Genomic DNA, 24,919 nt, shown 5'->3' with positions numbered 1-24,919 from the left:
GACGGCGCGATCGCCGAGACCCTTATCTCAACGGCGCAGATCGTGACGCGATAGCTGGTTTGCCGAAGGACGGAGCAAGGCGATCCAGACAACGCCGCCGCAAGACCTGGATCGCCCTCGCCTTCCGTTCCTCAATCGATTCGAATCCGACGTGACCTGTCGCGCGGCCGCGGGGCGGCCGAGCTGAACGCAGTCGAGCAGTCGTCGTCGTTCTCACCGTCGAGCAGCGGAGCACCACAGTGCCGGCACATCCGCGCCGACATCGACGACGCCTTGCCGCTCGCCAGGACCTGACGGTAGTTCGCCAGATCGATGACGTTGCGGGGCGACGTTATGTGTTTTTCAACCATGGTTGTTCCTCGCGGCTACGCACTGCTTATCGCAGACAAGTTTCGCGCAAACGTTCAGCCCACCGCTCAAATTTTACCGGAGGAATTGCGGCCCGGTGCACCCATCACCGCGACGCCTCAATCCCGATCTATTCTGCGACACGATTCACCGTGTCTCTGCGTCCGGCGTAAGGTCTCGGTAGCTATTTTCCGAGAGCGCGAGGCGATCAGAGCCACTTCTTCCACTTGAAGATCCAGTACGGGACGATCGCGGCGATCAGCATCATCACCAGCGCCATCGGATAGCCGTGCACCCATTCGAGTTCCGGCATTACCTTGAAGTTCATGCCGTAGATCGAGGCGATCAGGGTCGGCGGCATCAGGACGACGGCCATGACCGAGAACAGCTTGATGATGTTGTTCTGCTCGAGATTGACGACGCCCAGCATGGCGTCGAGCACGAAGGTGATCTTGTTGGAGAGATAGGAGGCATGGTCGGTCAGTGACGCCACGTCGCGCTGCATGGTCTTGAGCTGCTCGCGCATGTCCTTTGACCATTTCACGCCCTCCACCACCGCGGACAGGAACGTCACGACGCGGCCGATCGAGACGAGGCTTTCGCGAACCTTCGAGGTCAGGTCGCCCTTGCGGCCAATCGAGATTAGGATCTGGGAATATCTCTTTGCCTGCCCGTGGCGCTCGCTCTCCGGCTCGAAGATGTCGTGGCTGACCTGGTCGATCTCGGCGCCGCATCGCTCCAGGATGTCGGCGCAACGGTCGATCACGGCGTCCAGCAGTTCCATCAGCACCGCCTCGCCGGTAATGGACGGCGTGCAGGAGCGGGCCAGCTTGGCCTCGACCAGGGCGAACGGCTTCGGCAGATCGTAGCGCACCGTCACCAGGCGGTGGTCGCCGAGGATGAAGGTCACCGCCGTGGTCCTGGGCATGTCGGTATCGGAGTGGCACATCAGCGTCGCGGTCATGTAGCGCGCGCCATTCTCGATATAGAGGCGGCTGGAGATCTCGATCTCCTGCATGTCTTCCCGGGTCGGGATGGCGATGCCCGCGAGCCGTTCCACCGCCTTGTCCTCAGCCGCGGTCGGATTGACGAGATCGATCCAGACAGCGCTTTCGGGCAATGCGGAAAGATCCTCGATCACGACCTTCTTCAGGGCGGACTCGGAGGGAACAAACACCGAAAACATGCACGACTCCGGAGACCTGCGACAGAATGACAGCCCTTAGCGCGATTCTGGCCGTTTCACGATGACAACTGCATTAAGGAAGCGTTTGCATTTGTGGCGACGCCATGGCTCAACTGTGGCACGGAATCGACACTCCGCCATTCCCCGCCCCAAAACCTCCACGGGGCCGTAAAAATTGCGGCAGAAAAGCCACAGCTGGGCTCTCGCAGCGCGGAAGAAAGGCTTCAGTGCTGGAATTGTGGCAGATTTCAACGATAATGGGATTAATGGAGTCGAGGAACTTGGGCGTTAAGCTCAGGCATTCCGCACGGTATTGTTTTGATTGGAACCAAACCATGTCGTCGCTGAAAGTTAAGTTTGGGATTTTGGCCGCTGGTCTGATGCTGTCGGGCTGCATGCAGGCCACGCATTTCGAGGCGACCGACACCAAGGCCTTCAAGCCGAAGGACAAGGAACTGCTCGCCAAGGTTCGGTACGAGAACACCCCGGTCGCGGAGCCGTTCCGCCGTGCCATCGTCGAATACCACCGCAAGGAGTCGCCGGGCTCGATCGTGGTCGATTCCGACAATCACTATCTCTATTACGTGCTGGATGGCGGCAAGGCGATCCGCTACGGCATCACCGTCGGCGAAGAGGCCATGGCCTGGTCCGGCATCGCCAAGGTCGGCAGCATGACCGAATGGCCGGCCTGGCATCCGACCCCGGGCGAGATCTCACGCCTGGGCGTTCCGACCTATGTTGCGCCCGGTCCGGACAATCCGATGGGCTCCCGCGCGATGTACCTCTATTCCGGCGGCAAGGACACGCTGTTCCGCATCCACGGAACCAACCAGCCGGAATATATCGGTGCCTCGATCTCGTCGGGCTGCATCCGCTTGACCAACGAGGACGCGATCGACCTCTACAGCCGGGTCAAGGTCGGCACCATCGTCGTGGTGCTCGAGCCGAAGCACGGCGACTCGCCCTACAATTCGCGGCTTGCGCTCGGCAGCGGCCAAACTGGCCAGGCGGGCAGCTACTGATCGCCTCCTGATCCCCTGACATCCAAGAGCGCCGGTTTTCACCGGCGCTTTTTTGTTGCCGGCTTGTGCGAGTGGGACTTGCTGCTCTCGGCCGCCGGCTTCTCCGCAGGCGCTGGAGCCTTCTCCACCGCCTCGTCGTCAGCTCCTTCCTTGGCCTCGGGCTTGGCCGCGACCTCGCGCGGCGGCGCCTCCTCGGGACGTTCGGCCGGCAGCAGCGGAGCGACCTGCGGCAGTGGGTCCCAGACATTCCACTGGCAGATCCGGTAGTCGTTGCGCCGCTGCGCCAGGTCGAGATGGATATGGTCCTCATGGTACCAATCCGAGCCCGGGCCGAGCACGGTGGAAAACCGCGCGCAGACCGAGTGCAGCACGCGCTCGCGCACGTCGCGGGACAGGGTGCGATCGGTGAGGCCGATCGACTGCCCGTTGGCCAGCTTGATGGCGCGGACGTCGATGGCGTTGGCCTTGCCGTGCTCCGACAGCAGCGCGCCGGCGACGCGGTTGCGGCCGCGGCACTCGAAGGAATCGAAATTATCGAGGTCGCTGATGGTCGAACCGAGGCTGCTGGCCAGCGGCACCATGTCCTTGCGCAGCCAATCGGCGATCGCGGATGCCATGGGGCAGCGAAGGATCGCCGCCGGCTTGACCGTCACCTTGCGCTTGTCCGGCAGCACGACGGCTTCCAGCCGCACCAGATCCTCGCCGCCGCAGGCGCCGGGGCCGCGGATATCCGGAATCGAGGGCGCGATCGCGATCTCCTCGGTCAGCGCGAGACGGCAGGCCGAGGCCTGCTTCTCGGGCGGTGCCGCGGCCTCGGCGGGCTTGTCCGCTGGCTTATCGGGAGACGGCTTGTCTGGGGAAGGTTTGCCCTCGGCCTCGGCCGGGGCCTCTTCCGGCGCTTTGGGCGCCTCCTTGGGGCGCGGTCTGGGGAGCGGGATCTTGGCGGAATGAACCGTTGTGCGCGGCCGTGGTGCGGCGATACCGAATATGTCCAGCGGGGACGTATATTTCCGCGCCTCTGCCCTTTCGGCCAGCACGAGCGATAGTCCGAGCGCGGCAGTAACCATCGCCGCGCCGGCGGACATATAGCCGCGACAAGACCATTTGCGGCGAAAGTCCGGCAGGCTAAAACTCATGGCAATCTTTGGCCCAACGCTGAGAGCGACAACGCGCCCAGCGACTTTCTCGGAGGAACGTCGGAATGCTTGGTTTGATGCAAGATTGGCCCCTGCTCTGCCACCGGATCATCGAACACGCCGCCAAAATTCATGGCAAGCAAGAGGTGGTCACTCGCTCGGTCGAGGGACCGATCCATCGCACCACTTACGCCGAGATCCACAAGCGCGCGCTCAAAGTCTCGCAGATGCTGGAGCGCGACGGCATCAAGCTCGGCGACCGTGTCGCAACGATCGCCTGGAACACCTGGCGCCATCTCGAGGTGTGGTACGGCATCATGGGGATCGGCGCCATCTGCCATACCGTCAATCCTCGCCTTTTCCCCGAGCAGATCGCCTGGATCATCAACCATGCGCAGGACCGCATCGTGATGGCCGACATCACCTTCGTTCCGATCCTGGAGAAGATCGCCGACAAGCTGCCGAGCGTGGAGCGCTACGTCGTGCTCACCGACAAGGCGCACATGCCTGAGACCACGCTCAAGAACGTGATCGCCTACGAGGATTGGATTGCGCAAGCGGACGGCAAATTCAAATGGAAGGAGTTTGACGAGAACACGGCAGCCGCGATGTGTTACACCTCCGGCACCACCGGCGATCCCAAGGGTGTGCTGTATTCGCATCGCTCCAACGTGTTGCACGCGCTGATGGCCAACAATGTCGACGCCCTCGGCACGAGTGCGTCCGAGACAATGCTGCCGGTGGTTCCGCTGTTCCATGCCAACAGCTGGGGCATCGCCTTCTCCGCCCCCTCGCAGGGCACCAAGCTGGTAATGCCCGGCGCCAAGCTCGACGGCGCCTCGGTCTATGAGCTGCTCTCGACCGAGAAGGTGACGCACACCGCCGGCGTGCCGACGGTGTGGCTGATGCTGCTCCAGCACATGGCCGCCAATAATCTCAAGTTGCCGGACCTGAAGATGGTGATCTGCGGCGGCTCGGCGATGCCGCGCTCGATGATCAAGGCGTTCCTCGACATGGGCTCGAACGTGCGTCACGCCTGGGGCATGACAGAGATGAGCCCGATCGGCAGCGTCGCGGCGCTGAAGCCGCCGTTCCAGAATGCCACTGGCGATGCCAGGCTCGACGTGCTGCAGATGCAGGGCTACGCACCCTTCGCCGTGCAGATGAAGATCACCGACGACGCCGGCAAGGAGCTGCCCTGGGACGGCAAGACCTTCGGGCGCCTCAAGGTCTCCGGCCCCGCCGTCGCCAAGGGCTATTACCGTGTCGACACCGACATCCTCGACGAGGACGGCTTCTTCGACACCGGCGACGTCTCGACCATCGACGAGGACGGCTACATGCGGATCACCGACCGCTCCAAGGACGTCATCAAGTCCGGCGGCGAGTGGATCTCCTCGATCGACCTCGAAAATCTCGCGGTCGGCCATCCGGCCGTGGCGGAAGCCGCCGTGATCGGCGTGTTCCACCCCAAATGGGACGAGCGGCCGCTTCTGATCGTGCAGCTCAAGCAGGGCCAGCAGGCCACGCGCGAGGAGATCCTGAAATACATGGACGGCAAGATCGCCAAATGGTGGATGCCCGACGACGTCGCCTTCGTCGAAGGTATTCCGCACACGGCCACCGGCAAGATCCTGAAAACGGCGCTACGCGACCAGTTCAAGGATTATCGCTTCCCGAACGCGGCAGCGTAACGGGCCCAAGCACGCCGTCATTCCGGGGCGATGCCAACGGCATCGAACCCAGAATCTCGAGATTCTCAGGTGCGCCACAGGGCGCACCTGAGTTCGCCCTTCGGGCGCCCCGGAATGACGGGCCGTAACAGCCCGGTATCCCTTGAATTTGCCCCCGTGCCGTGGTCTCAACGGCTCATCGTCGCGCCCAACCGGCCGGCATCGCCAACCCCGGCAGAGCTCACTCGATGGCCCGCAGGTTTTCCGCTCCCTATCAGTCGGAGCCCGTGTCCAGCCTCGCGAGCTGGGCGCGCAATCTGGCCGTGTTCGCGGTGGTGGCGGTGGTGGTGTCGATCATCATCGTCCGCTTCGACTTCCTGGAGCCGAAACCGGCGCTTGCGACCTTCTTCGGCGGGCTTGCGATCGCCGGCCTCTCGATCCTGTTCGGGCTCGCCGGCTTTGCCGCGATCTGGCAGAACGGCTCGCGCGGCATGGCGCGCATCCTGCTCGCTTTCCTGATCGACGGAGCGATCCTCGCCTATCCCGCCTATCTGGGTCTGCAATATCGCAAACTGCCGGCGATCTACGACATCACCACCGACCCGATCGACCCGCCGCGTTTCGAGGCGCTGGCGCGCCTGCGCACCGGCGATGGCACCAATCCCGCGGTCTATGCCGGCCTCTATTCGGCGGAGCAGCAGCGCCACTTTTACCCCGATATCGAGCCCGTCGAGCTCGAGATTTCCGTCGACCGCGCCTATGCGATCGCGCTCCAGCTCGTCAACAAGCGCAAATGGATCGTCATCGACGAGCGAGCGCCGCAGCCGCCGCGCCGGATCGGCCGCATCGAAGCGGTGGCCCGCACGCCGATCATGGGTTTCCGCGAGGACATTTCGATGAGGTTCGTGGCAGACGGCGATGATTCCCGCGTCGATATCCGCTCGGCCTCGCGCAATTTCGACAGCGATCTCGGCAGCAACGCCGCGCTCGTCAAGAAATTCATCGACGATCTCAATACCGCCGCCGATGCCGACGCGCTGAAGCCGGTGAAGAAGACGCCGGTGACGCCGCCGAAGGCACCGGCGAAGACGGTGAAGAAGTGAAATTGGCGAATGCTGAGTAGCGAATAGCGAATGGAAACCTCCTACTCGCTACTCCCCATTCGCTATTCGCCCTCAGGCCATCCGATACGTCCCCGTGATCACGGGATCGCCCTCGGTCGCGACCACGCCGCGGGCGACTAGATCTTCCAGATGCGCCAGCACGGAATAGCCGGCGGCCGTCGTCAGCCTGGGATCGATGCCGATATAGATCGCGCGAACCATGGTCGGGATGTCGGTCTCGCCCTTGGCGAGGCGGTGCAGGATCGAGGCCTCACGCGCCTTGCGGTGCCGGATCAGGAAGCGGACGAAGCGCTGGCCGTCGGGAATCTCCGGGCCGTGGCCGGAGAAATAGAGATCTTCCTCGCGTGCAGCGAGGCGGTTGAGCGAGTCCATGTAGTCGATCATCGAGCCATCAGGCGGCGCCACGATCGAAGTCGACCAGCCCATCACGTGATCGCCGACGAAGTTGAACTTTCGCTCCGGCCAGGCGAATGCCAGATGATTGGCGGTGTGCCCCGGCGTCGCCACGGCCTCGAGCCGCCAGCCGTCGCCTTCGACGACGTCGCCATGGGCGACGTTGACGTCCGGTGCAAAATCGCGGTCGGCGCCGGATTCCGGATTGTGCTTCTCGCTCTCGAACCGCGGCCGCGAGGCCCGGTGCGGACCCTCGGCATAAACCGGCGCGCCCGTCGCCTGCTTGATCCGTGCGGTGTTCGGCGAATGGTCGCGATGTGTGTGGGTGACGAAGATATGGCTCACTGTCTCGCCGCGCACGGCATCGAGCAGAGCAGCCGCATGCGCCTCATCGTCCGGACCGGGATCGATGATCGCGACATTGCCTTGGCCTACGATGTAGCTGACCGTGCCGGTGAAGGTGAACGGGCTCGGATTGTTGCAGAGCACCCGGCGCAAGCCGGGTCGGACTTCCTCGACGATGCCGGGCTTCAGCGGGAAATTGCGGTTGAACGGGACGTCGTCGTTGTCGGACATGGCTTCTTCTTTGTTCTTGGCGTCATTCCGGGGCGCCCAAAGGGCGACCCCGGAATCTCGACGAACACGAGCTATGCGGCTCCGAGATTCCGGGTTCGATGCTTCGCATCGCCCCGGAATGACGAAGAGCCAAATCAGAAAAATGCCTGAATGCCCGTGATCGCGCGGCCTAGGATCAGGGCGTGGACGTCGTGGGTGCCCTCGTAGGTGTTGACCGTTTCTAGGTTATGGACGTGGCGCATCACGTGGTACTCGATCGAGATGCCGTTGCCGCCGTGCATGTCGCGGGCGGTGCGGGCGATGTCGAGGGCCTTGCCGCAATTGTTGCGCTTCATGATCGAGATCATCTCGGGCGCGAACTTGCCCTCATCCATCAGGCGGCCGACGCGAAGCGAGCCCTGAAGACCCAGCGCGATCTCGGTCTCCATGTCCGCGAGCTTCTTCTGCACGAGCTGGGTTGCGGCGAGCGGCTTGCCGAACTGCTTGCGGTCGAGCGTGTACTGGCGGGCGCGATGCATGCAGTCCTCGGCCGCGCCGAGCGCGCCCCAGGAGATGCCGTAGCGGGCGCGGTTGAGACAGCCGAACGGACCCTTCAGGCCCGAGACGTTGGGCAGCAGCGCGTCTTCGGGAACCACGACGCCGTCCATCACGACCTCGCCGGTGATGGAGGCGCGAAGCGAGAGCTTGCCGCCGATCTTCGGTGCGGACAGGCCCTTCATGCCCTTCTCCAGCACGAAGCCGCGGATCTGGTTGTCGTGCGCGGCCGACTTGGCCCAGATCACGAACACGTCGGCGATCGGCGCGTTCGAGATCCACATCTTGCTTCCGGTGAGGCGATAGCCGTCCGAGACCTTCTCGGCGCGCGTCTTCATGCCGGCCGGATCGGAGCCCGCGTCCGGCTCGGTCAGGCCGAAGCAGCCGACCCACTCGCCGCTGGCGAGCTTCGGCAGGTACTTCTTGCGCTGGTTCTCGTCGCCATAGGCGTAGATCGGGTACATCACCAGGGAGGACTGCACCGAGTTCATCGAGCGGTAGCCGGAATCGACCCGCTCGATCTCGCGTGCGACCAGGCCATAGGCGACGTAGCTCGCATTGGCGCAGCCATATTCCTCCGGCAGCGTGATGCCGATCAGGCCGAGCTCACCCATCTCGTTGAAGATCTCGCGATCCGTCGTCTCTTCGAGATAGGCCTTGGTGACGCGCGGCAGCAACTTGTCCTGGGCGTAGGCGCGGGCGGTGTCGCGCACCATGCGCTCGTCTTCGGTCAGCTGCTCGTCGAGCAGGAACGGATCGTCCCACTGGAAAGAAGCCGTAGCCGGCTTGTCCTTGGCCTGAGGGCGCACGCTCATGAAACGTCCTTTCGTCTGGTTCCGTCAAAATTTGCCCGACAAACTAGAGCGCCGCGGCAACAAGTGCAATTGCGTCCTGGTGCGGTCCTTCCGGGTCGCGCAACAACGCGAACCGGAAATGCCGTTGTCAGCTTTCGAGCTGCTCGTTGGCGACGATCTCGATGCCGAAGCCCGACAGGCCCTTGTAGTCGTGCACCGAGGAGGTGAGATGCCGGATCGAGGTGACGCCGAGGTCGCGCAATATCTGCGCGCCGACGCCGACCTCGCGCCACTGGCGGTTGCGGTCGGCCTCCGTCGCCGACTCGTCCGGCAGCGGCGCCACGGGGACACCGGCCGCGCCATCGCGCAAGTAGACGAGAACGCCACGGCCGGATTTCTTGAAATGCTCGAGCACGGCCGCCATGCGCTTATGGCCGGTGAAGGTGTCCCTGACGATGTTCGGCTTGTGGAAGCGCGTCAGCACGTTCTTGCCGTCACCGACGCCGTTGTAGACGAACGCGACGTGGGCGATGGAATCGAACGGCGAACGGTAGGCATAGCCTTGCAGCGGTCCGATCGGGCTTTCGGTGACGAAGGTCGAGACCCGCTCGATCAGCTTCTCGCGCGCCTGGCGATAGGCGATCATGTCCGCGATGGTGACGTGCTTCAGCTTGTGCCTGGCCGCGAACTGCGCGACCTGCTCGCCCTTCATCACGCTGCCGTCGTCGTTCATCAATTCGCTGATGACGCCGACCGGCGGCAGGCCGGAGAGCTTGCAGAGATCGACGGCGGCCTCGGTATGGCCCGAGCGCAAGAGCACGCCGCCATCCTTGGCAATCAGCGGGAAGATGTGGCCGGGCCGGGCAAAATCGTTGGCGCCGACATTGGGATTGGACAGCGCGCGGCAGCAGGAGGCGCGCTCCTCGGCGGAGATGCCGGTGCCGCCGTCGGGCTTGTAGTCGATCGACACCGTGAACGCGGTGGTGTGCGCGGAATCGTTGTGGGCCACCATCGGATCGAGCCGCAGGCGGCGCGCGTCCTCGGTGGTCACCGGCGCGCAGACGATGCCGGAGGTGTGGCGGATGATGAACGCCATCTTCTCGGCGGTGCAGAGCGAGGCGGCGACGATCAAATCGCCTTCGCCCTCGCGGTCCTCGTCGTCGGTGACGACGACGAGCTCACCCCGGGCAAAGGCCTGCAAGACTTCCTGAACGCTATCGGGCATTTCCCAATCTCTATCGGTTATGGCGGGAGGCTTAGCCGGACTTGGGCCGGGGCGCTAGTGTCCTGGACGCAACCGCATATGCCGCTGGCAGGCCTGCCAAGGCGGGGCAGGCTTGCACCGAAGATACCAGGGATATAGGCGCGGACGGGCCGGGTAAAAGGCTGGCGCAGACACCCTCAGGGCAACACTTCTCGCCGCTCGCCGAGCCGTTGATCGAGCTCAGCGCGCTTGTCGTCCAGGAGGCCGGCCTGGGCCGCCTCAATGACCGTGAACAGCTCGTGCGCATCGCTGAGCCGGGTCACGGTGACGTAGTTGGCGCCGGCCTCGTAGAGGGCGCCGACGTCGGCCAAGAGGTCGGCGGTGGCGACGATCAGGGCGGCCGGATTGAGCGCGCGGACGTGGCGGACCAGCTTCTCGTTGGTGGCCCCCTTCAGCAGCGAATCCGGCACGCTGAGGATGATCATCTCGGATTTGCCGATACCGGCATGGAGCAGCGTATCGACATTGCTGATATCGCCGTAGATCACGTGCAGGCCGCGCGAAAGCAGGGTCTGGTACACATTGGGGTTGAAATCGACCACGGTGATCTGCTCGAGCAGGACCGGCGTCTGCCGCTCGATCTCGGCCAGCAGCGCGCTCGCCGCACGGAAAAAGCCGAGGATGACGATACGGCGGGCCTCGCCGTGGCCGCCCACGTGCCCCTCCTCGGCGTGGCCGCTGCCGTGGTCGAGGTCGCGCAGGCCGATCCGCTTCAAGGGACCGATCGCCCAGCGGGTGATCTCGTCGCTGCGGCTCATCGCGAAGGTCGAGAGCACCGCCAGCACCACGAAGGCGAAGGAGGTGGCGTTCGCCGTCTCGGCTGCAATGTGGTGATCGGTGACGCCGGTCTGGATCACCACCAGCGAGAACTCGGAGATCTGCGCAAGGTTCAGCGCCGGCAACAGGCTGGCGCGCAAGCCCTGCTTCATCAGATAGAGCGGCGTGAAGGTGGTGACGAGGCGGCTCACGACCGTGAAGGCTGCGATCATCAGCGCCAGCCCGATCACGGAGAGACCTGGCACGGGAATGGTCATGCCGAGCGCGACGAAGAACAGGGTGATGAAGAAGTCGCGGAGCGTGGTGACCTTGGCGGTGACGTCGAGCGCGTAGGGAAAAGTCGAGAGCGAGACGCCGGCAATCAGGGCGCCCATCTCGCGCGACAGCGACAGCCGTTCGGCGGTCTCGGCGACGAGAAAGCACCAGGCCAGCGCGCCGAGCAGGATCAGCTCGGGGCGCCGGGCGATCTGGTGGAACAGCCGCGGCAGCACATAACGGCTGACCAGCAGCGCGGCGGCGACCAGCACCGCGACGCGGCCAATCGAGAGCAGGATGACGCTGGCCTGCAGATTGGCAAGACTGGGCTGCACCGCCAGGAACAGGATCGCGAAGATGTCCTGAAGCACCAGCACGCCGAGCGTGATGCGCCCCGGCAGCGTGTCGAGCTCGCGCTTCTCATACAGCACCTTGACGATGATGACGGTGCTCGACAGCGCGCAAGCGACGCAGAGATAGACCGCATCGAAGTGCCCGCCGCCGAGCGACAGGCCGATGCCGACGAAGAACAGCACCCCGAGCAGGCAGCCGCCGAGCAGCTGGCCGCCCGCCGCGAACAGGATCACCTTTCCCGCCCGCACGATCTTCTTCAGGTCGATCTCCAGCCCGATCATGAACAGCATGAAGATCAGGCCGAGCTCGGAGATGACGCCGATCGATTCCTGCGACTTGACCCAGCCGGCGCCGAATGGACCTATGAAGAAGCCGGCGATAAGATAGGCCAGGATGAGCGGCTGCCGGGAGAAATGGGCGAGCAGGCCCAGCATCCAGGCAAACAAGATACAGAGAGTGATGTCGCGAATGAGCTCGTGCATACCAAATTGGTCCGTTTTGCCGCACCCTAGAGACGGGTTGCGGCGCGGCAAGCGAGCAATTCGTCACATGCGAAAAGGGCTGTTCGCAGCAATGCTGCTAGGCCCCCTCGCCTTCGCCGTGCCGGCCGCCGCACAATCCAAGGTCAATATCGAACAGAACTTTGCCGATTCCCTCACCGCAATGCCGAAGGAGGAGCTCGCCGTCTCCGGCGGGTTCTACGTGCCCGCTTACTCCAGCGTCGCGATGAGCCAGGGCAAGCTGCGCGTCGACTTCTCGGTGACCTTGAGTGTTCACAACGCCTCCGAGACCCAGCCGCTGGTGATCAAACGCATCGCCTATTTCGACACCGCAGGCAAGCAGGTCGAGAGCTATCTGAAAGCGCCGGTGGCCTTGCAGCCGCTGGCCACCGTCTCGATCTTCATTCCGACCGACGACGTGCGCGGCGGGACCGGGGCCAATTTCCTGGTCGACTGGGCCGCGACTGGCGAGATCGCCGAGCCCGTGGTCGAGGCCCTGATGGTTGGCGGCGTCGCCAATGCGCACTACGCTTTCATCAGCCAGGGACGTCCGACCCGGACGGCCACAAAAAAGTAAGGCCGTCCGACCCGGACGGCTGGCAGGAAGTAAGGCTGGCCGGTGCAACGCCGGCCGGCTCAACAAGAACAGAAACGAGGAACGCCCCATGACGTCCAGCTTCGATTTCGCGCCCCTGTTTCCGGCAGGGCTGCCGGCCCCCTCTGCGCGCTGGACAGGCCTTGCCAAATACAGCTTCGTCGGCGGCAACAACGATTCCGAACAAGTGCCGCTCGACGAGTTGATCGAAGCGACCAACACGGTCCTGCGGCGAGAGGGCCGCTCGCTCGCCACTTACGGGCTGGCACATGGCCCGCAGGGTTACCTGCCTCTGCGCGAATTCCTGGTCACCAAGCTCAAGCGCGATGCCGGCTTCACCTGCACCGTCGACGATCTCCTGATCGTCTCCGGCTCGCTGCAGGCGCTCGACCTCGTCAACGCGACGCTGCTGACCCGCGGCGACACCGTGATCTTCGAGCAGGACAGCTATCAGGGCTCGCTGACCCGGCTGGCCCGGCTCGGTGTCAACGTGGTCGGCGTCCCCCTCGACAAGGACGGCATGCGCATGGACCTGCTGGCCGCGACGCTGGCCGATCTGAAGAGCCGCGGCATCCGCCCGAAATACGTCTACACCATTCCGACCGTCCAGAACCCGACCGGCAGCATCATGCCGGAGAGCCGCCGCGCCGAGCTGGTACGGCTCGCAACCGAGTATGGTGTGCCCATCTTCGAGGACGATTGCTATGCCGACCTCGTCTGGTCGGGGCAGCGGCCGCCGGCGATCTACGCGATGAGCCCGAACGGCGGCGTGATCCATATCGGCTCGTTCTCGAAATCGATCGCGCCGGCGCTGCGCGTCGGCTTCATCGTCGCGCCCTGGGATGTGATGTCGCGGATGCTGGCGCTGAAGACGGATGCCGGCTCAGGCGCGCTGGAGCAGATGGTGCTGGCGGCGTATTGCAAACCGCATTTCGCAAGCCACGTGCCGGCTCTGACCAAGGCTCTGCGCACCAAGCTCGACACACTGATGGAAGCGCTGAACGAGCAGTTCGGCACGGCCGCCGAGTTCGAGGAGCCCAAGGGCGGCATCTTCCTCTGGGTGAAGCTGCCCGACCAGGTCGATGCGCTGAAGCTGTATCAGGCCGCGCTCGCGGCGGGCGTCTCGATCAATCCGGGGCCGGAATGGTCGACCAACAAGGGCCATTCCAGCTCGCGGCTCAGGCTGTGCTTTGCGAGTCCGACGCATCAGCAGATCCGCGAGGGCGTCGCCGTGCTGGCCGAGGTCTGCCGCAAGGAATTCGGCGTGCCGGCCCGCAGCGCCAACGTGGAGAAGCGGGCCTGAGGCGCCGCCTCACGCCTCGACGTGAAATTCCACGTTGACCTGGCCGGAGCCGGAGGACGGAAAATAGTCGCAAAGCTGCTCGGCGGCGCCGCAATAGTCGTACCAGCCGAGCGCGGCGAACAGCATGATGGTGTCGGCCATGCCTCCCTCGCCGTTGCACTTGGTGGCGTAGTCCGGAAGCATGTCGAGAAATTCGCGATAGCGGCGGCTCTGCCACAGCTCGAGCACGCGCAGGTCGACCTGGCGGTTGAACTCGCTGGCGATTGAGGTCCACGCCTCGGGGCCCAGCTTCTTGTTCGGCCAGAGCCGATGCGAGAGCGAACCGCTGGCGATGACGGCGACCCGTTCATCGGATGCATCGATCGCCCGGCGGGTCGCTTCACCGAGGATCCGGCTCTCCTCGAATGAGGTGAAGAGCGGCGAGGCCACCGAGACGACCTTCGCGAAGCCGTCCGGGTTCATGTAGTGCATCGGCACGATCGTGCCGTATTCGAGCCCGAGGCTCGCCACCTGATGGGCGATCACGTTCAGGCCCGCATCCCCGGCCCTATCAGCGATGGCTTTCGCCAAGCCCGTATCGCCCGGCAGATCGTAGCGCAGATCCTGGATCATTTGCGGCGCCTCGTGGCTCGTGAACGAGCCGCGATGCCGCGCATTGGCATTGATGTGGTAGCCGAAATTGGAGAGCCAGTGGGTGTCGAACACCACGAAGCAGGTCACGCCGCGCTCTTTGGCCCGCCGGCCCAGTTCGCGCAAGGACCTGACCGCCGGCTCGCGCGCGGCGCGCAACGGGCTGCCGGGTTGCTCCGACAGCATCAATGATGGAACGTGGGTGACCTTGGCGGCGAGTACGAGCTGCCCCATGGCGGTCACCTCGAAATGTCAGGCCGCCTGGGGCTGACTGCCGTGGATCGCGGAGGCCAGCCGCAGCAACAGGACGATCGAGACGTTGCCCTTGCCGGCCTCGATCTGGGCGATATAGCGCTCGGAAATCCCGGAACGACGGGCCAGCTCGCGGCGCGACAGGTCGCAGCGCATGCGCGAGGACCGCAGGCGATCGCCCAGCTCGGTCAGAAACTCGGTCTCGGAATAAGGCGGCACGGCACAGCTCCCCGGCAGCACTTCGCCCGCAAAATCCATGACTTGATTCAGCATTGGTCTATCCAGGTTCGCCTTCGGGAAGCGTCATCTTACGCGGGAAAAGACCGCCCTCATTGACGCGGATCAAATTCGCGAGCGATCGGCGGCTGCCATGGACGGAAGCGGGCGGGATGCTACACTTTGGAATTCTTCGAGGCGGGGTTTCTTCAGGACATGACGCGTTGTATGAGCCGCTGGATCGCGGCTGCCCTACTGTGGGCGGCGATCGCCCCCGCGGCGGGTGCCGAGACACTGGCCGCGACGGTCGAGCAATGGGGCCTGCTCGGATCATGGGCGGTCGACTGCGCCGCCCGGCCCGACCGCGACAAGGGCGCGCTGCTGACCTACGAGATCCGGCAGGACGGCCGGGTGATGTACCGGCGCAATTTCGGCGAGGCCAGGGACGAGAGCGAGGTGGTGTCGGCCACGGTCAACGCCGAGGGCTTGCTCAATGTGATGGTGTACTTCCCCTCGCTGCGCCAGGCGCGTGAGTTCGGGCTGCTGCTCCTAAAGGACGGCAGCCTGCGCGCGATCTACAATCGCAGCGAGCGCGGCGAGTACACGATCCGGGACGGCAAATACGTCGCGACGGGCGCCCCGACGCCGACACAACAGCGTTGCGAATAGTCACCTGAACAGCTGTTCAGAATTCTCCTGCGATTCGCCCGGAACGTTCGCGTGAATGCCCGGTTTAGATGTGCATTCGATTGGAGGAGGACATCATGAAGAAGCTTGGTTATGTGGTTGCGGCCCTGGGCGCGCTCGTGATTGCGGCGCCGACGTTGGCAAGCGCGGAGACGGTGGTGATCAAGCGCGGCTATCATCATCACGGGCCGTACGGCGCCCGCGCCGAATTCCGCGAGCATCGCGACTATGGCTGGCATCGCGGCTGGCGTCACCATGGCGACAGGGTCGTCGTGGTCAAGCGCAGCCACCATCACTGGGACTAATTCAGAGCGCAACGTGGAAATGGCCCCTCGCGGGGTCATTTCTTTGCGTATTGAAAGCCCTTCGGACTAGTCCCACGCCGGCGCAAAGCTCGGATTGACGCAGCGGCGATCCTTCGGCAGCGCGGCGATCTTGCGGCGATCGGCATCGTCCAGCGTGATCTTCAGCGCATCGAGGTTGGCCTGCTGGCTCTCGCGGCGCGAGGCCTTGGGGATCGCGGCGACACCGTCCTGGTCGAGCAGCCATTTCAGCGCGACTTGCGCGGCGGTCGCGTTGCGCCTGGCGCCGATCTCGGCCAGCACCGGATCCGAGGCAATGCGCCCCTGCGCCAGCGGACAATAAGCGACGAGCGGAATCGATTTCGCCGCGAGATAGGCCAGCACCTTCGATTGATCGAGCATCGCGTGATATTCGACCTGGTTGCAGGCGATCGGCGCCCCGAAATCCTCGACCGCGATCTTGAGCAGCGCCGTGGTGAAATTGGCGACGCCAATGGCGCGCACGCGCCCCTCCTCCTTGAGCGTCATCAAGGTCTCGAACACCGCGCCCCAGTCCGCAGCCCTGGAGGGCCAGTGCACGAGATAGAGATCGACATGGTCAAGCCGAAGCTTGTTCAGGTTGGCATCGAAAGCGCGACGGATCGCGTCGGGGCTGAGGTTCTCGTGCCAGACCTTTGTCGTGACGTGAAGCTCGCCGCGCGGCAGGCGGGACGCGGCGATGGCTGATCCGATCGGCTCCTCATTGGCATACATCTCGGCGGTGTCGATGTGGCGATAGCCGATCGACAGCGCGGTCTCGACCGCGGCGCGGCAGACATCGCCCTGCATGCGAAAGGTGCCGAGGCCGAGCTTGGGCATGCTGATGCCTTGTGTCTTCAGATTGTCCATGAACAGGCTCCTGACGTCGTTCATCCCACCGGATTCGCGCGGCGTTGCCGCGCGAGCAGACCTTTCGGTGATGGAAAAGAGATGGCGGGGCGGACAGTATAGCCCGGGAGACGCAGCGCGGCCAATCAAGATCGGGTTAGATGCGGTGCCTCTCCATCGTCATGGCCGGGCTTGTCCCGGCCATCCACGCCTCGCCGCCGGAGCGCATCGTGCCCCCTCACGAATGCTGCGCGACCACTGCCGGACGCGCCTGCGACTGCGGCGCGATGTCGACCGACCAGAGGCTGCGATTGTCCACGTCCTTCAAGGTCACGGTCATCACACAGCTCCCGCCGTCGATGTCGACGCGGCCAAAGAATTGCAGGCCGAAACAGGGCGCCAGATTATCGCCCTGCGCTGCGCTACAGCCGTTCTGGTACATCACGACCGGCCCAAAGGTGTTATCGAGCTCGGCCGGGCCCCAGGTCCCGGCATGCAGCGGTCCGGAGACGAACTCCCAGAACGGCTCGAAATCCCTAAATTGCGCCTTGTTCGGATCGTAATAATGCCCGGCCGTGTAGTGCATGTCGGCGGTGAGCCAGACGATGTTGCGCACACCGGCGCGCTTGATGAAGCAGAGAAGATCGGCGATCTCGTGTTCGCGCCGGTCGGGCGGCCCGTCGCCGAGCGCGACGGCGTCCAGGCTGATCAGACCGATCGGCAAGTCGGCCGCGATCACCTTCCAGGTCGCGCGCGAGGCGGCGAGCTCGCGCTTCAGCCAGGCGAGCTGTTCGGCACCAAGGATCCAGCCGCGATGGTCGCTGCCCTTGTTCCAGTTATCGTCGCGATAGCTGCGCATGTCGATCATGAAGATGTCGAGCAGCGGGCCATAGCCGATCTTCCGATAAACCCGGCCCTGCTGCGCGCCGATATTGCGGATCGGCATGAAGTCGAAGAAGGCACGGCGGGCGCGCGCGACCAGGCGCGGGGTACCATCATCCTCGAAGCCAGCGTCATCATAGCTGCCGGTCGGCGACCAGTCGTTGGTGACTTCGTGGTCGTCCCATTGTGCGAACATCGGCACCTCCGCGTGGAAGGCGCGAAACTTCTCGTCGAGATGGTTGTATTTGTAATTGCCGCGGAACTGCGCCAGCGTATGCGCGACTTCGGACTTCTCCTCCACCACGAGGTTGCGCCAGGTCTCGCCGTTCGGCAGCTTCTGCTCGGCCGGAATCGTGCAGTCGGCGTAGATGTGATCGCCGGAATGGATGAAGAAATCGGGGCGGTTGTCGAGCATGGTACGATAGCTGCGATAGCCGCCGCGCGCGACGTCGATGCCCCAGCCCTGCCCTCCGACGTCGCCGGACCACACGAACGAGATCGACTGGCTGGCTGCCGGCGCAGTGCGGAAATGGCCGAGGCGGCTTTCGCCGCGAAGGCCGGTTGCGATGTCGTCGAAGCGGACGCGATAGAAGATGTCCTGCCCGGACGGCAGGTCGTCGAGCTGCAGCTTTGCGGTGAAATCCGCGTCCGGCAGGGCGTTGCGCGAGGACGACGCGATGATGGACTTGAAGCTCTCGACGGTCGAGCACTCCACGTGCATTCGGGCGGGACGGTCCGCGCGCGCCCAGATCACGGCGGAGCCATCACAGACGTCGCCGGACTGGATGCCGCCGGCGATCCGCGGACGATCGGCGGCGCGGCTGAGGTACGGTGTCGCGAGCGCGCCGAGCGAGGCAACCGCCAGGCTTGAAGTCGAGCGGACCAGGAATTGCCGCCGGGTCCATGCGCGCGAAGCGCGGAGCGTCGCCATTCAGGAAACCTTCGTCGAATCGCGACGGAAGGTGCCTGCGCTCCTTGACTTCCAGCTTACGTTTTCTTGACTCCCCGCCGACGGTTTTGCGACGCGAGGATGACGGGCGAGGTGAAGCGGCCGCAGCGTCGCTGCCTAGCGCGGAATGGGTTTAGGTCAAATCGACTGCTGCGGGTCGTTCACCTCTCCCGCAAGCGGGAGAGGGAGCGCACCTGCCTTGGAGCAATCAAGTCTGATCTCATCACGCCTCAGCGCTTCCAGTTGCAGATGCCGCCGGTGCGGCAGGGCCAGGTCTGGATGCGGGTGTCCATCGCTTGTGCGTCGAGCGGGTTGCCGTGGCGGTGTGCCAGCTTCGCGCGGGCTGCGCCGCGCGGCTCCGCGGGCCTCGCATGCGCGACCTTCGGCTCGGCCACACGGACGCGTTCGGCGGCGACCTTCTTCGGCACATCGACGGGCTCCGCGCGCGCTTGCGCCTCGTTGCCGCCGCGCGCTTCGAGTGCGACCGGTGCGAACTGCGTCTCGGGCCCGAGACGTTTTGGAGACAGCACAGCCTTGGAGAGATCGAGACCGAGATATTCGTCTGGCTTGTAGTCGTCGGCGCGCGCCATGCCGCCCCATGCGATAACGAGGGCAACGGCAATTGCAAAAGAACCGCTTTTCAGGACCACGGACGCCTCCTGAAATTCCATGATGAAAGGGGTAATTTACCCCTATTTAGGAGGCGTCGCGCGCAATTCCAGCGGCCAAGTGCCGCCGTGGTTAAGAAGTTTGGCGGTGTCAGGCGACCTTTCGCGTCGCCCCCGTCCCATCCAGGAAACCCATCAGACGGCTGCGGATGATCTGTTCCGCCTCAGCCATGACTCGGTCGACGAGTTCCTTGCAGGAGGGGATGTCGTGGATCAAGCCTGCGACCATGCCGCAGCTCCAGGCGCCGGCGTCCATCTGGCCTTCCAGCATGATCTTGGGGTAGACGCCCGCAACCTGGTCGTGGATGTCGTCGATCTTCAGCTTCTCGCCCTTCTCGCGCTCGATCTCGATGAGGCGATCGACATTGGCATTTCTCAGCACGCGCTCGGTGTTGCGCAAGCTGCGCATGATCAGGCGGGTGTCCAGCTCGGTTGCCGCGACCAGCGCGTTCTTCACGTTCTGATGCACCGGCGTCTCCTTGGTGGCGATGAAGCGCGTGCCCATGTTCATGCCGGCCGCGCCCAGCGACAGCGCCGCGACGAGGCTGCGCCCGTCGGCCATGCCGCCGGAGGCGACGAACGGGACCTTCAATTCCTCCGCCGCACGCGGCAGCAGGATCATGTTCGGAATGTCGTCCTCGCCGGGATGACCGCCGCACTCGAAGCCGTCGACACTGACGGCATCGCAGCCGATGCGCTCGGCCTTCAGCGAGTGGCGGACCGAGGTGCATTTGTGGATGACCTTGATGCCGGCCGCCTTCAGCGCCGGCATGTACTGTTCGGGACTGCGGCCCGCGGTCTCCACCGCCTTGATGCCGCCCTCGACGATGGCGGCGATGTATTCCGGATAAGGCGGCGCCGAGAAGGTCGGCAGGAACGTGAGGTTCACGCCGAACGGCTTGTCGGTCATGTCGCGGCAGCGCGCGATCTCCTTCGCGAGCAATTCCGGCGTCTTCTGGGTGAGACCGGTGATGATGCCGAGCCCACCGGCATTGGAGACGGCGGCGGCAAGCTCCGCAAAGCCGACGAAATGCATGCCGCCCTGGATGATGGGATGCTCGATGCCGAACAGTTCGGTGATCGCGGTCTTCACGTAAGTTCTCCTCCCGGAATTTGCTTAGGTTGGATTCAGTCTAGCCGGACTTTTGCGCCGCGGTCACCATTTCTCTCCAAACGGACGGATCTCCATTTCGAAGGTCCAGGCGCTCTTCGGCTGCTGATACAGCTGCCAATAGGCGTCCGCGACCGACGACGGCGGCATCAACAGATCGGGATTATCGAGCGCGTTCGGACCGAGCGCCTCCAGCCGACGCTGCCGCACCCATTCGGTGTCGACGCCGGAATCGATGATGAGATGGGCGACATGGATGTTCTCCGGCCCGAGCTCGCGCGCCATCGCCTGCGCCACCGCACGCAGGCCGAATTTGGCACTGGCAAAGGCCGCAAATCCGCTGCCACCGCGCAACGAGGCGGTGGCGCCCGTGAAGAAGATGTTGCCGCCACCGCGCGGCAGCATCAGCCGCGCCGCCTCGCGCCCTGCGAGGAAGCCGGAATAGCAGGCCATCTCCCACACTTTCCGAAACACGCGCTCGGTGGTGTCGAGGATCGGGAAATTGACGTTGGCGCCGACGTTGAAGATGCAGACTTCGAGCGGTGCGTGCTTGTCGGCGTCGTTGAGAAAGGAGATGACCTCATCCTCCTTCCGCGCGTCAAGCGAGCGGGCGTGGATCTCGCCACCGGCGGCCTCGATGTCGCTCACCAGCGGCGCCAGCTTGTCGCCGTTGCGGCGGCCAGCGAAAACCGTGAACCCCTCCGCCGCGAATTTCTTGGCGATCTCGGAGCCGATGAAATCGCCGGCCCCGATCACGGCGGCTGTCGCGTTTCGCTTGGGCAAGGTCGCCTCCTCCGGTGAGCGTGGTGGTGTGATTGGCAAGAGGCTATCGTTCTAAAATAGAACTGTCAAATTATGAGCTTTAGTGATAGCCTTATTTCGAAATTGATCTGATATTTCACATCAGTTCCTTTTTCAAACTGATGACAACGGAGTCGGGATCATGAAGTGGGACATGTTGGACGAGGAGACCTGCTCGCTCTCCCGCACAGTAGCCGTGGTCGGCGATCGCTGGACGCTGCTGATCCTGCGCGAATGTTTTCTGCGGGTGCGCCGGTTCGAGGCGTTCCAGTCTTCGCTCCAGATCACGCGCCATCTGCTCTCGGAGCGGCTGAAGAAGCTGGTCCGGTTCGGCATCCTGCGTCGCGTTCCCTATTCCGACGCGCCGAAGCGCTACGAATACATCCTCACGCAAAAGGGCCTCGACCTCTACCCGATCATCATGGCGATGGTGCATTGGGGCGACACCCATATGGGCGACGAGCGCGGCCGCCCGCTGCTGCATCAGCACAAGACCTGCGGCAAGCTGTTCGATCCGGTCATGGTGTGCTCGGAATGCGGCGAGGTGCTGCATGCCAAGCAAGTGCACGTGCATGCGGGGCCAGGGCAAAAGCAGGCGGTGGGGTGAGTGCCAGGTTTGAGCTGCAGCCCCGTCATCCTGAGGTGCGAGGCATGGGACGCAACGCGTCCCATGGGGAGCCTCGAGGAATGTACGGCCAAGCTATGACAGGGCCGTCGCCCTTCGAGGGCCGCTGAAGAAGCGACCACCTCAGGGTGACGAGATAGAGCGTTGGGTGCGGTAAGATCAGGACCCCAATCCCCCAATCCCTCAATGCCCCCGCGCCGGCGCACCCAGCTTGATCGGCCGCAGCACCGCCGCCGTGGGGATCATCAGCACCGCGATGATCGCAAGCGTCCAGAACACGTCGACATAGGCGAGCAGATCCACTTGCTGCTGCAAGGTGCGGCCGACCCAGGCGAGCGCTTGTGAGGCCGCATCGCTCGCATTCGAGCCTTGCGCCTGGAAGTAGCGCGTCATCGCGTCGATGGTCTGCTGGTAGCCGAGATCTGACGGCGCGGCGTGCTCGACCAGGCGGCTCTGGTGGAATTGCTGGCGCTGCGCCAGGATCGTCTGCGCCAGCGCGACGCCCATGGATCCCCCGATGTTGCGGGCGACATTGATCAGGGCCGAGGCCTGATTGGTCTTGTCCGGCGGAACGCCATCATATGAGGCTGTCGTCACCGGCAGGAACAGGAAGGGCAGACCGACCGCAAGGAAGATACGCGACAACGCAGCGTAGCCGTAGGTGATGTCGCCGGTGAGCCCTGTGAGATGCCACATCGAGAACGCGACGACGGCAGCGCCGAACATGATCAGGTATTTCGGCTGAACTGTACCAACCAGACGGCCGACCACCGGCATCAGCACCAGGGTCGCGATGCCGCCAGGCGACAGCGCGAGGCCCGCCAGCATCGCCGTGTAGTTCAGCTCGGTCTGGAGCAATTGCGGCAGCAGCTGGGTGGTCGAGATCAGCACCGCGCCGGTGCCGAGCATGACGAGGAAGCAGGCGGCGAACTGGCGTCGGCTGAGCAGGCGAAGATCGACGATCGGATCCTCCCGCGTCAGCTCCCATGGGATCAGCGCCAGCAGCGAGACCGCGGCCAGCAGCGCGAAGACGATGATCATGTTCGATCCGAACCAGTCGTTGCGCTGGCCTTCATCGAGCACGAATTCGAGCGAACCGAGTCCGAGGGCGACAAGGGCGAAGCCGACATAGTCGACCCGCAGGCCCCTGCTCAGCAGCTGCTCCCTCTCCGCCTCCGCGCCTGAGGGCTCCTTGACCAGCGTGCCGACCAGGAGGAGCGAAAGCAGCCCCATCGGCACGTTGATCAGGAACACCCAGTGCCAGCTGTAGGTGTCGGTGATCCAGCCGCCCAGCGTTGGACCGATCACCGGCGCGACCACGACGGCCACGCCGTAGATCGCGAAAGCCTGGCCACGCTTGTGCGGCGGGAAGGAGTCGGCGAGGATCGCCTGCTCGCTGGTGGCCATGCCGCCACCGCCGAGGCCCTGAAGAATGCGAAACAGCACCAGCGACTGCAAATTCCAGGCGAAGCCGCACAGCAGCGAGGCGATTGAGAACGTCGCAACGCACATCATGTAGAAGCGCTTGCGGCCGATCACCGTCGACAACCAGCCCGAGATCGACAGCACGATCGCGTTGGCGACCAGATAACTGGTGATGACGTAGGTGCTCTCGTCGATGCCGACCGCGAGCCCGCCGGCGATGTGGCGCAGCGCGACGTTGGCGATGGTGGTGTCGAGCACCTCCATGAAGGTCGCGATCGAGACCACGAAGGCGATCAAATAGGGATTGTGCCCGCCGGCCGCCGAACGCTCCGGCGACCAGCCGCCCGCTGACGCGCCGCCTTGCACAACGTCGGTCATCTCACCCTGGTCCAGGGCACGACCGACATGCCGGGACCGACCGGCAGATCGGCCGGCCAGCTGTCGACCACGATCTTCACCGGCACGCGTTGCACGACCTTGACGTAATTGCCGGTCGCGTTCTCAGCCGGCAGCAGACTGAAGGCGGTGCCGGAGCCCGGCTGCACCGAATCGACATGGCCGGTGAGCTTGCGACCGGGATAGGCATCGATGCGAATCTCGACCGGTTGGCCCGGTCGCATGTCGTTCAGCTGCGTCTCCTTGTAGTTCGCGACGATCCAGACCTCATCGGGGACGAACATCATGAGGCTCTGTCCCGCCGTGACGTACGTGCCCTTGGCGCCCGAGAGCTTGACGACGCGGCCGGACTGGGCCGCGACGACGCTGGTGTACTGCAGGTTCAGCCTGGCCTGATCGAGCTGCGCCTGCGACTGCGCGAGCTGCGCCTTGGCGCCTTCGAGCTGGGCCTGCAGCGTCTTGATACCGAGTTGCGCCGAAGTCACGGCCGTCTTGGCGCGTTCGGTGTTGGCTTGCTGCGCCTGGAGATCCGAGCGGGTCTGCTGCTGGCGCTGCACGGTGCCGGCGCCTTTCTCGACCAGATCCTGGGCGCGCGCGAATTCCTCCTGCGAGAATTGAAGCTGGGCCTCGGCCTGTTCGAGCTGGGCCTGAGCCTGCTTGATCTGCTCCTGCTGCGAATCGATCTGCGCCTCGACATTGGCGTTGTTCGCCTTGGCATTGGCAACCTGCGCATTGGCCTGATCGACGGCGATGCGATAGTCGCGCTCGTCGATCTTGGCGAGAAGATCGCCGGCGCTGACGTGCTGATTGTCCGTAACCGGGATGTCGGTCACATAGCCGCCGACCTTCGAGGCCACCGAAAAGCTGCGCGCCGCGACGAATGCATCGTCAGTGGATTCGTAATGGCGTATCTCGAGCCAGTAGCGCAGACCGCCGACGAGCGCGGCGATCAGCACGATGGTGCCGAGAGCTGCGATCAGCCAATGCTCGCGAAGCCGGTCACGCAGCGAAGGCGTTTTCGCCGACTTCTCCTGGGCGTCCTGCGCCGGACCTGGGGCGGTCATTGGAGCTTCCTTCGTCCGCAGCGGCTGCTCCGCGGACGGTCCACGCTCCCGTGTCTGAGCATCCACGGCCGATACCTTTCTCGGGATTTGAACCGGCGATCAGCGGCTTGAGCCGAACTCGCACGCCGGAGCCCAACGACCGCGCGGAAGCATGGTTCCGCTCTGCAAGACCAGCGCGATCATTCGTGATCGCACCGCTCAAAAAGCGCG

At 64.3% G+C, this 24,919-nt stretch carries 24 protein-coding genes; 8 read left to right on the top strand and 16 right to left on the bottom strand.

The window, feature by feature from the left end; all coding sequences use genetic code 11:
• Nucleotides 1–131 precede the first annotated feature (131 nt).
• Together XH84_RS15030 and XH84_RS15025 are read right to left on the bottom strand one after the other, a co-directional pair.
• Nucleotides 132–350, bottom strand: a complete 219-nt coding sequence (locus XH84_RS15030; RefSeq protein ID WP_128916772.1) for a hypothetical protein — start codon at nt 348–350, stop codon at nt 132–134.
• A gap of 206 nt (nt 351–556) precedes the next feature.
• A complete protein-coding gene (locus XH84_RS15025; protein ID WP_128916771.1) occupies nt 557–1,534 on the bottom strand; it encodes a magnesium transporter CorA family protein in 978 nt (325 codons plus the stop codon).
• 335 nt (nt 1,535–1,869) lie between these two features.
• Between XH84_RS15025 and XH84_RS15020 the strand changes: the two genes are divergently transcribed.
• Nucleotides 1,870–2,556 (top strand): L,D-transpeptidase, encoded by a 687-nt coding sequence (locus XH84_RS15020; RefSeq protein WP_128916770.1) that lies wholly within the window; start codon nt 1,870–1,872, stop codon nt 2,554–2,556.
• Nucleotides 2,557–2,594: 38 nt separating this feature from the next.
• Here the strand turns inward: XH84_RS15020 and XH84_RS15015 are convergent, their stop codons facing one another.
• Nucleotides 2,595–3,692, bottom strand: coding sequence for an extensin family protein (locus XH84_RS15015; RefSeq protein WP_128916769.1), 1,098 nt, complete (start codon nt 3,690–3,692; stop codon nt 2,595–2,597).
• A 65-nt stretch (nt 3,693–3,757) separates the two neighbouring features.
• On the opposite strand from XH84_RS15015, the gene XH84_RS15010 reads away from it, so the two are divergent.
• Both XH84_RS15010 and XH84_RS15005 read left to right on the top strand, forming a co-directional pair.
• The gene (locus XH84_RS15010; protein ID WP_128916768.1) at nt 3,758–5,386 is read left to right on the top strand and encodes a fatty-acid--CoA ligase; all 1,629 of its coding nucleotides are present in this window, start codon (nt 3,758–3,760) and stop codon (nt 5,384–5,386) included.
• A gap of 227 nt (nt 5,387–5,613) precedes the next feature.
• Nucleotides 5,614–6,468, top strand: coding sequence for a DUF1499 domain-containing protein (locus XH84_RS15005; RefSeq protein ID WP_128916767.1), 855 nt, complete (start codon nt 5,614–5,616; stop codon nt 6,466–6,468).
• Between the two features lie 72 nt (nt 6,469–6,540).
• Here XH84_RS15005 and XH84_RS15000 read toward each other — a convergent pair whose 3' ends face one another.
• The 4 genes from XH84_RS15000 to XH84_RS14985 all read right to left on the bottom strand — a co-directional run bounded on the left by XH84_RS15000 (nt 6,541) and on the right by XH84_RS14985 (nt 11,918).
• On the bottom strand, nt 6,541–7,458 hold the full coding sequence (locus tag XH84_RS15000; protein WP_128916766.1) for an MBL fold metallo-hydrolase: 918 nt from the start codon (nt 7,456–7,458) through the stop codon (nt 6,541–6,543).
• A 134-nt stretch (nt 7,459–7,592) separates the two neighbouring features.
• Nucleotides 7,593–8,807 carry an acyl-CoA dehydrogenase gene (locus XH84_RS14995; protein WP_128916765.1) on the bottom strand — a complete coding sequence of 405 codons (1,215 nt, stop codon included), beginning with the start codon at nt 8,805–8,807 and terminating at the stop codon, nt 7,593–7,595.
• 127 nt (nt 8,808–8,934) lie between these two features.
• Entirely contained in the window at nt 8,935–10,011 is a 1,077-nt protein-coding gene (gene ribB, locus XH84_RS14990; protein WP_128916764.1) for a 3,4-dihydroxy-2-butanone-4-phosphate synthase, read from the bottom strand.
• Nucleotides 10,012–10,187: 176 nt separating this feature from the next.
• Entirely contained in the window at nt 10,188–11,918 is a 1,731-nt protein-coding gene (locus XH84_RS14985; RefSeq protein ID WP_128916763.1) for a cation:proton antiporter, read from the bottom strand.
• A gap of 67 nt (nt 11,919–11,985) precedes the next feature.
• Here XH84_RS14985 and XH84_RS14980 point away from each other — a divergent pair, with 67 nt between their 5' ends.
• Both XH84_RS14980 and XH84_RS14975 read left to right on the top strand, forming a co-directional pair.
• A complete protein-coding gene (locus XH84_RS14980) occupies nt 11,986–12,513 on the top strand; it encodes a DUF3124 domain-containing protein (RefSeq protein WP_164935904.1) in 528 nt (175 codons plus the stop codon).
• An 88-nt stretch (nt 12,514–12,601) separates the two neighbouring features.
• Nucleotides 12,602–13,834, top strand: a complete 1,233-nt coding sequence (locus XH84_RS14975) for an aminotransferase-like domain-containing protein (RefSeq protein WP_128916761.1) — start codon at nt 12,602–12,604, stop codon at nt 13,832–13,834.
• Nucleotides 13,835–13,843: 9 nt separating this feature from the next.
• Here XH84_RS14975 and hpaD read toward each other — a convergent pair whose 3' ends face one another.
• Together hpaD and XH84_RS14965 are read right to left on the bottom strand one after the other, a co-directional pair.
• Nucleotides 13,844–14,698 (bottom strand): 3,4-dihydroxyphenylacetate 2,3-dioxygenase, encoded by an 855-nt coding sequence (hpaD, locus tag XH84_RS14970; RefSeq protein WP_128916760.1) that lies wholly within the window; start codon nt 14,696–14,698, stop codon nt 13,844–13,846.
• A gap of 18 nt (nt 14,699–14,716) precedes the next feature.
• Nucleotides 14,717–14,989, bottom strand: a complete 273-nt coding sequence (locus XH84_RS14965; protein WP_128916759.1) for a helix-turn-helix domain-containing protein — start codon at nt 14,987–14,989, stop codon at nt 14,717–14,719.
• Nucleotides 14,990–15,148: 159 nt separating this feature from the next.
• On the opposite strand from XH84_RS14965, the gene XH84_RS14960 reads away from it, so the two are divergent.
• Both XH84_RS14960 and XH84_RS14955 read left to right on the top strand, forming a co-directional pair.
• Nucleotides 15,149–15,601: a hypothetical protein gene (locus tag XH84_RS14960; protein ID WP_128917159.1), complete on the top strand. Its 453-nt coding sequence runs from the start codon at nt 15,149–15,151 to the stop codon at nt 15,599–15,601.
• A gap of 95 nt (nt 15,602–15,696) precedes the next feature.
• Nucleotides 15,697–15,924, top strand: a complete 228-nt coding sequence (locus tag XH84_RS14955) for a hypothetical protein (RefSeq protein ID WP_128916758.1) — start codon at nt 15,697–15,699, stop codon at nt 15,922–15,924.
• Between the two features lie 66 nt (nt 15,925–15,990).
• On the opposite strand, the gene XH84_RS14950 is transcribed toward XH84_RS14955, so the two are convergent.
• From XH84_RS14950 to XH84_RS14930, 5 genes are all read right to left on the bottom strand, one after another.
• On the bottom strand, nt 15,991–16,809 hold the full coding sequence (locus XH84_RS14950; RefSeq protein WP_128917158.1) for an aldo/keto reductase: 819 nt from the start codon (nt 16,807–16,809) through the stop codon (nt 15,991–15,993).
• 217 nt (nt 16,810–17,026) lie between these two features.
• Entirely contained in the window at nt 17,027–18,601 is a 1,575-nt protein-coding gene (locus XH84_RS14945) for an alkaline phosphatase D family protein (RefSeq protein ID WP_128916757.1), read from the bottom strand.
• A gap of 248 nt (nt 18,602–18,849) precedes the next feature.
• Nucleotides 18,850–19,269 carry a hypothetical protein gene (locus XH84_RS14940; protein WP_128916756.1) on the bottom strand — a complete coding sequence of 140 codons (420 nt, stop codon included), beginning with the start codon at nt 19,267–19,269 and terminating at the stop codon, nt 18,850–18,852.
• A gap of 109 nt (nt 19,270–19,378) precedes the next feature.
• A complete protein-coding gene (locus tag XH84_RS14935) occupies nt 19,379–20,380 on the bottom strand; it encodes an NAD(P)H-dependent flavin oxidoreductase (protein ID WP_128916755.1) in 1,002 nt (333 codons plus the stop codon).
• A gap of 63 nt (nt 20,381–20,443) precedes the next feature.
• Nucleotides 20,444–21,181 (bottom strand): SDR family oxidoreductase, encoded by a 738-nt coding sequence (locus tag XH84_RS14930; protein WP_128916754.1) that lies wholly within the window; start codon nt 21,179–21,181, stop codon nt 20,444–20,446.
• A gap of 160 nt (nt 21,182–21,341) precedes the next feature.
• Here XH84_RS14930 and XH84_RS14925 point away from each other — a divergent pair, with 160 nt between their 5' ends.
• Complete coding sequence (locus XH84_RS14925; RefSeq protein ID WP_128916753.1) at nt 21,342–21,806, top strand: winged helix-turn-helix transcriptional regulator; 465 nt, start codon at nt 21,342–21,344, stop codon at nt 21,804–21,806.
• 201 nt (nt 21,807–22,007) lie between these two features.
• Here the strand turns inward: XH84_RS14925 and XH84_RS14920 are convergent, their stop codons facing one another.
• Both XH84_RS14920 and XH84_RS14915 read right to left on the bottom strand, forming a co-directional pair.
• Nucleotides 22,008–23,627: a DHA2 family efflux MFS transporter permease subunit gene (locus tag XH84_RS14920; protein ID WP_128916752.1), complete on the bottom strand. Its 1,620-nt coding sequence runs from the start codon at nt 23,625–23,627 to the stop codon at nt 22,008–22,010.
• Entirely contained in the window at nt 23,624–24,775 is a 1,152-nt protein-coding gene (locus tag XH84_RS14915) for an HlyD family secretion protein (RefSeq protein WP_128916751.1), read from the bottom strand. Before XH84_RS14915 ends, XH84_RS14920 begins: the two co-directional genes overlap by 4 nt.
• Between the last annotated feature and the right edge of the window lie 144 nt (nt 24,776–24,919).

The sequence above is a fragment of the Bradyrhizobium nanningense genome, assembly GCF_004114535.1.
GTDB lineage: Bacteria > Pseudomonadota > Alphaproteobacteria > Rhizobiales > Xanthobacteraceae > Bradyrhizobium > Bradyrhizobium nanningense.
Note: the sequence above shows the minus strand (reverse complement) of the source record. Positions and strands in the feature narration are given on the sequence as shown.

Coding starts and splice junctions, on each gene's coding strand:
- XH84_RS15030 (WP_128916772.1), bottom strand. CDS start 350: ATGGTTGAAAAACACATAACGTCGCCCCGCAACGTCATCGATCTGGCG.
- XH84_RS15025 (WP_128916771.1), bottom strand. CDS start 1,534: ATGTTTTCGGTGTTTGTTCCCTCCGAGTCCGCCCTGAAGAAGGTCGTG.
- XH84_RS15020 (WP_128916770.1), top strand. CDS start 1,870: ATGTCGTCGCTGAAAGTTAAGTTTGGGATTTTGGCCGCTGGTCTGATG.
- XH84_RS15015 (WP_128916769.1), bottom strand. CDS start 3,692: ATGAGTTTTAGCCTGCCGGACTTTCGCCGCAAATGGTCTTGTCGCGGC.
- XH84_RS15010 (WP_128916768.1), top strand. CDS start 3,758: ATGCTTGGTTTGATGCAAGATTGGCCCCTGCTCTGCCACCGGATCATC.
- XH84_RS15005 (WP_128916767.1), top strand. CDS start 5,614: ATGGCCCGCAGGTTTTCCGCTCCCTATCAGTCGGAGCCCGTGTCCAGC.
- XH84_RS15000 (WP_128916766.1), bottom strand. CDS start 7,458: ATGTCCGACAACGACGACGTCCCGTTCAACCGCAATTTCCCGCTGAAG.
- XH84_RS14995 (WP_128916765.1), bottom strand. CDS start 8,807: ATGAGCGTGCGCCCTCAGGCCAAGGACAAGCCGGCTACGGCTTCTTTC.
- ribB (WP_128916764.1), bottom strand. CDS start 10,011: ATGCCCGATAGCGTTCAGGAAGTCTTGCAGGCCTTTGCCCGGGGTGAG.
- XH84_RS14985 (WP_128916763.1), bottom strand. CDS start 11,918: ATGCACGAGCTCATTCGCGACATCACTCTCTGTATCTTGTTTGCCTGG.
- XH84_RS14980 (WP_164935904.1), top strand. CDS start 11,986: ATGCGAAAAGGGCTGTTCGCAGCAATGCTGCTAGGCCCCCTCGCCTTC.
- XH84_RS14975 (WP_128916761.1), top strand. CDS start 12,602: ATGACGTCCAGCTTCGATTTCGCGCCCCTGTTTCCGGCAGGGCTGCCG.
- hpaD (WP_128916760.1), bottom strand. CDS start 14,698: ATGGGGCAGCTCGTACTCGCCGCCAAGGTCACCCACGTTCCATCATTG.
- XH84_RS14965 (WP_128916759.1), bottom strand. CDS start 14,989: ATGCTGAATCAAGTCATGGATTTTGCGGGCGAAGTGCTGCCGGGGAGC.
- XH84_RS14960 (WP_128917159.1), top strand. CDS start 15,149: ATGACGCGTTGTATGAGCCGCTGGATCGCGGCTGCCCTACTGTGGGCG.
- XH84_RS14955 (WP_128916758.1), top strand. CDS start 15,697: ATGAAGAAGCTTGGTTATGTGGTTGCGGCCCTGGGCGCGCTCGTGATT.
- XH84_RS14950 (WP_128917158.1), bottom strand. CDS start 16,809: ATGGACAATCTGAAGACACAAGGCATCAGCATGCCCAAGCTCGGCCTC.
- XH84_RS14945 (WP_128916757.1), bottom strand. CDS start 18,601: ATGGCGACGCTCCGCGCTTCGCGCGCATGGACCCGGCGGCAATTCCTG.
- XH84_RS14925 (WP_128916753.1), top strand. CDS start 21,342: ATGAAGTGGGACATGTTGGACGAGGAGACCTGCTCGCTCTCCCGCACA.
- XH84_RS14920 (WP_128916752.1), bottom strand. CDS start 23,627: ATGACCGACGTTGTGCAAGGCGGCGCGTCAGCGGGCGGCTGGTCGCCG.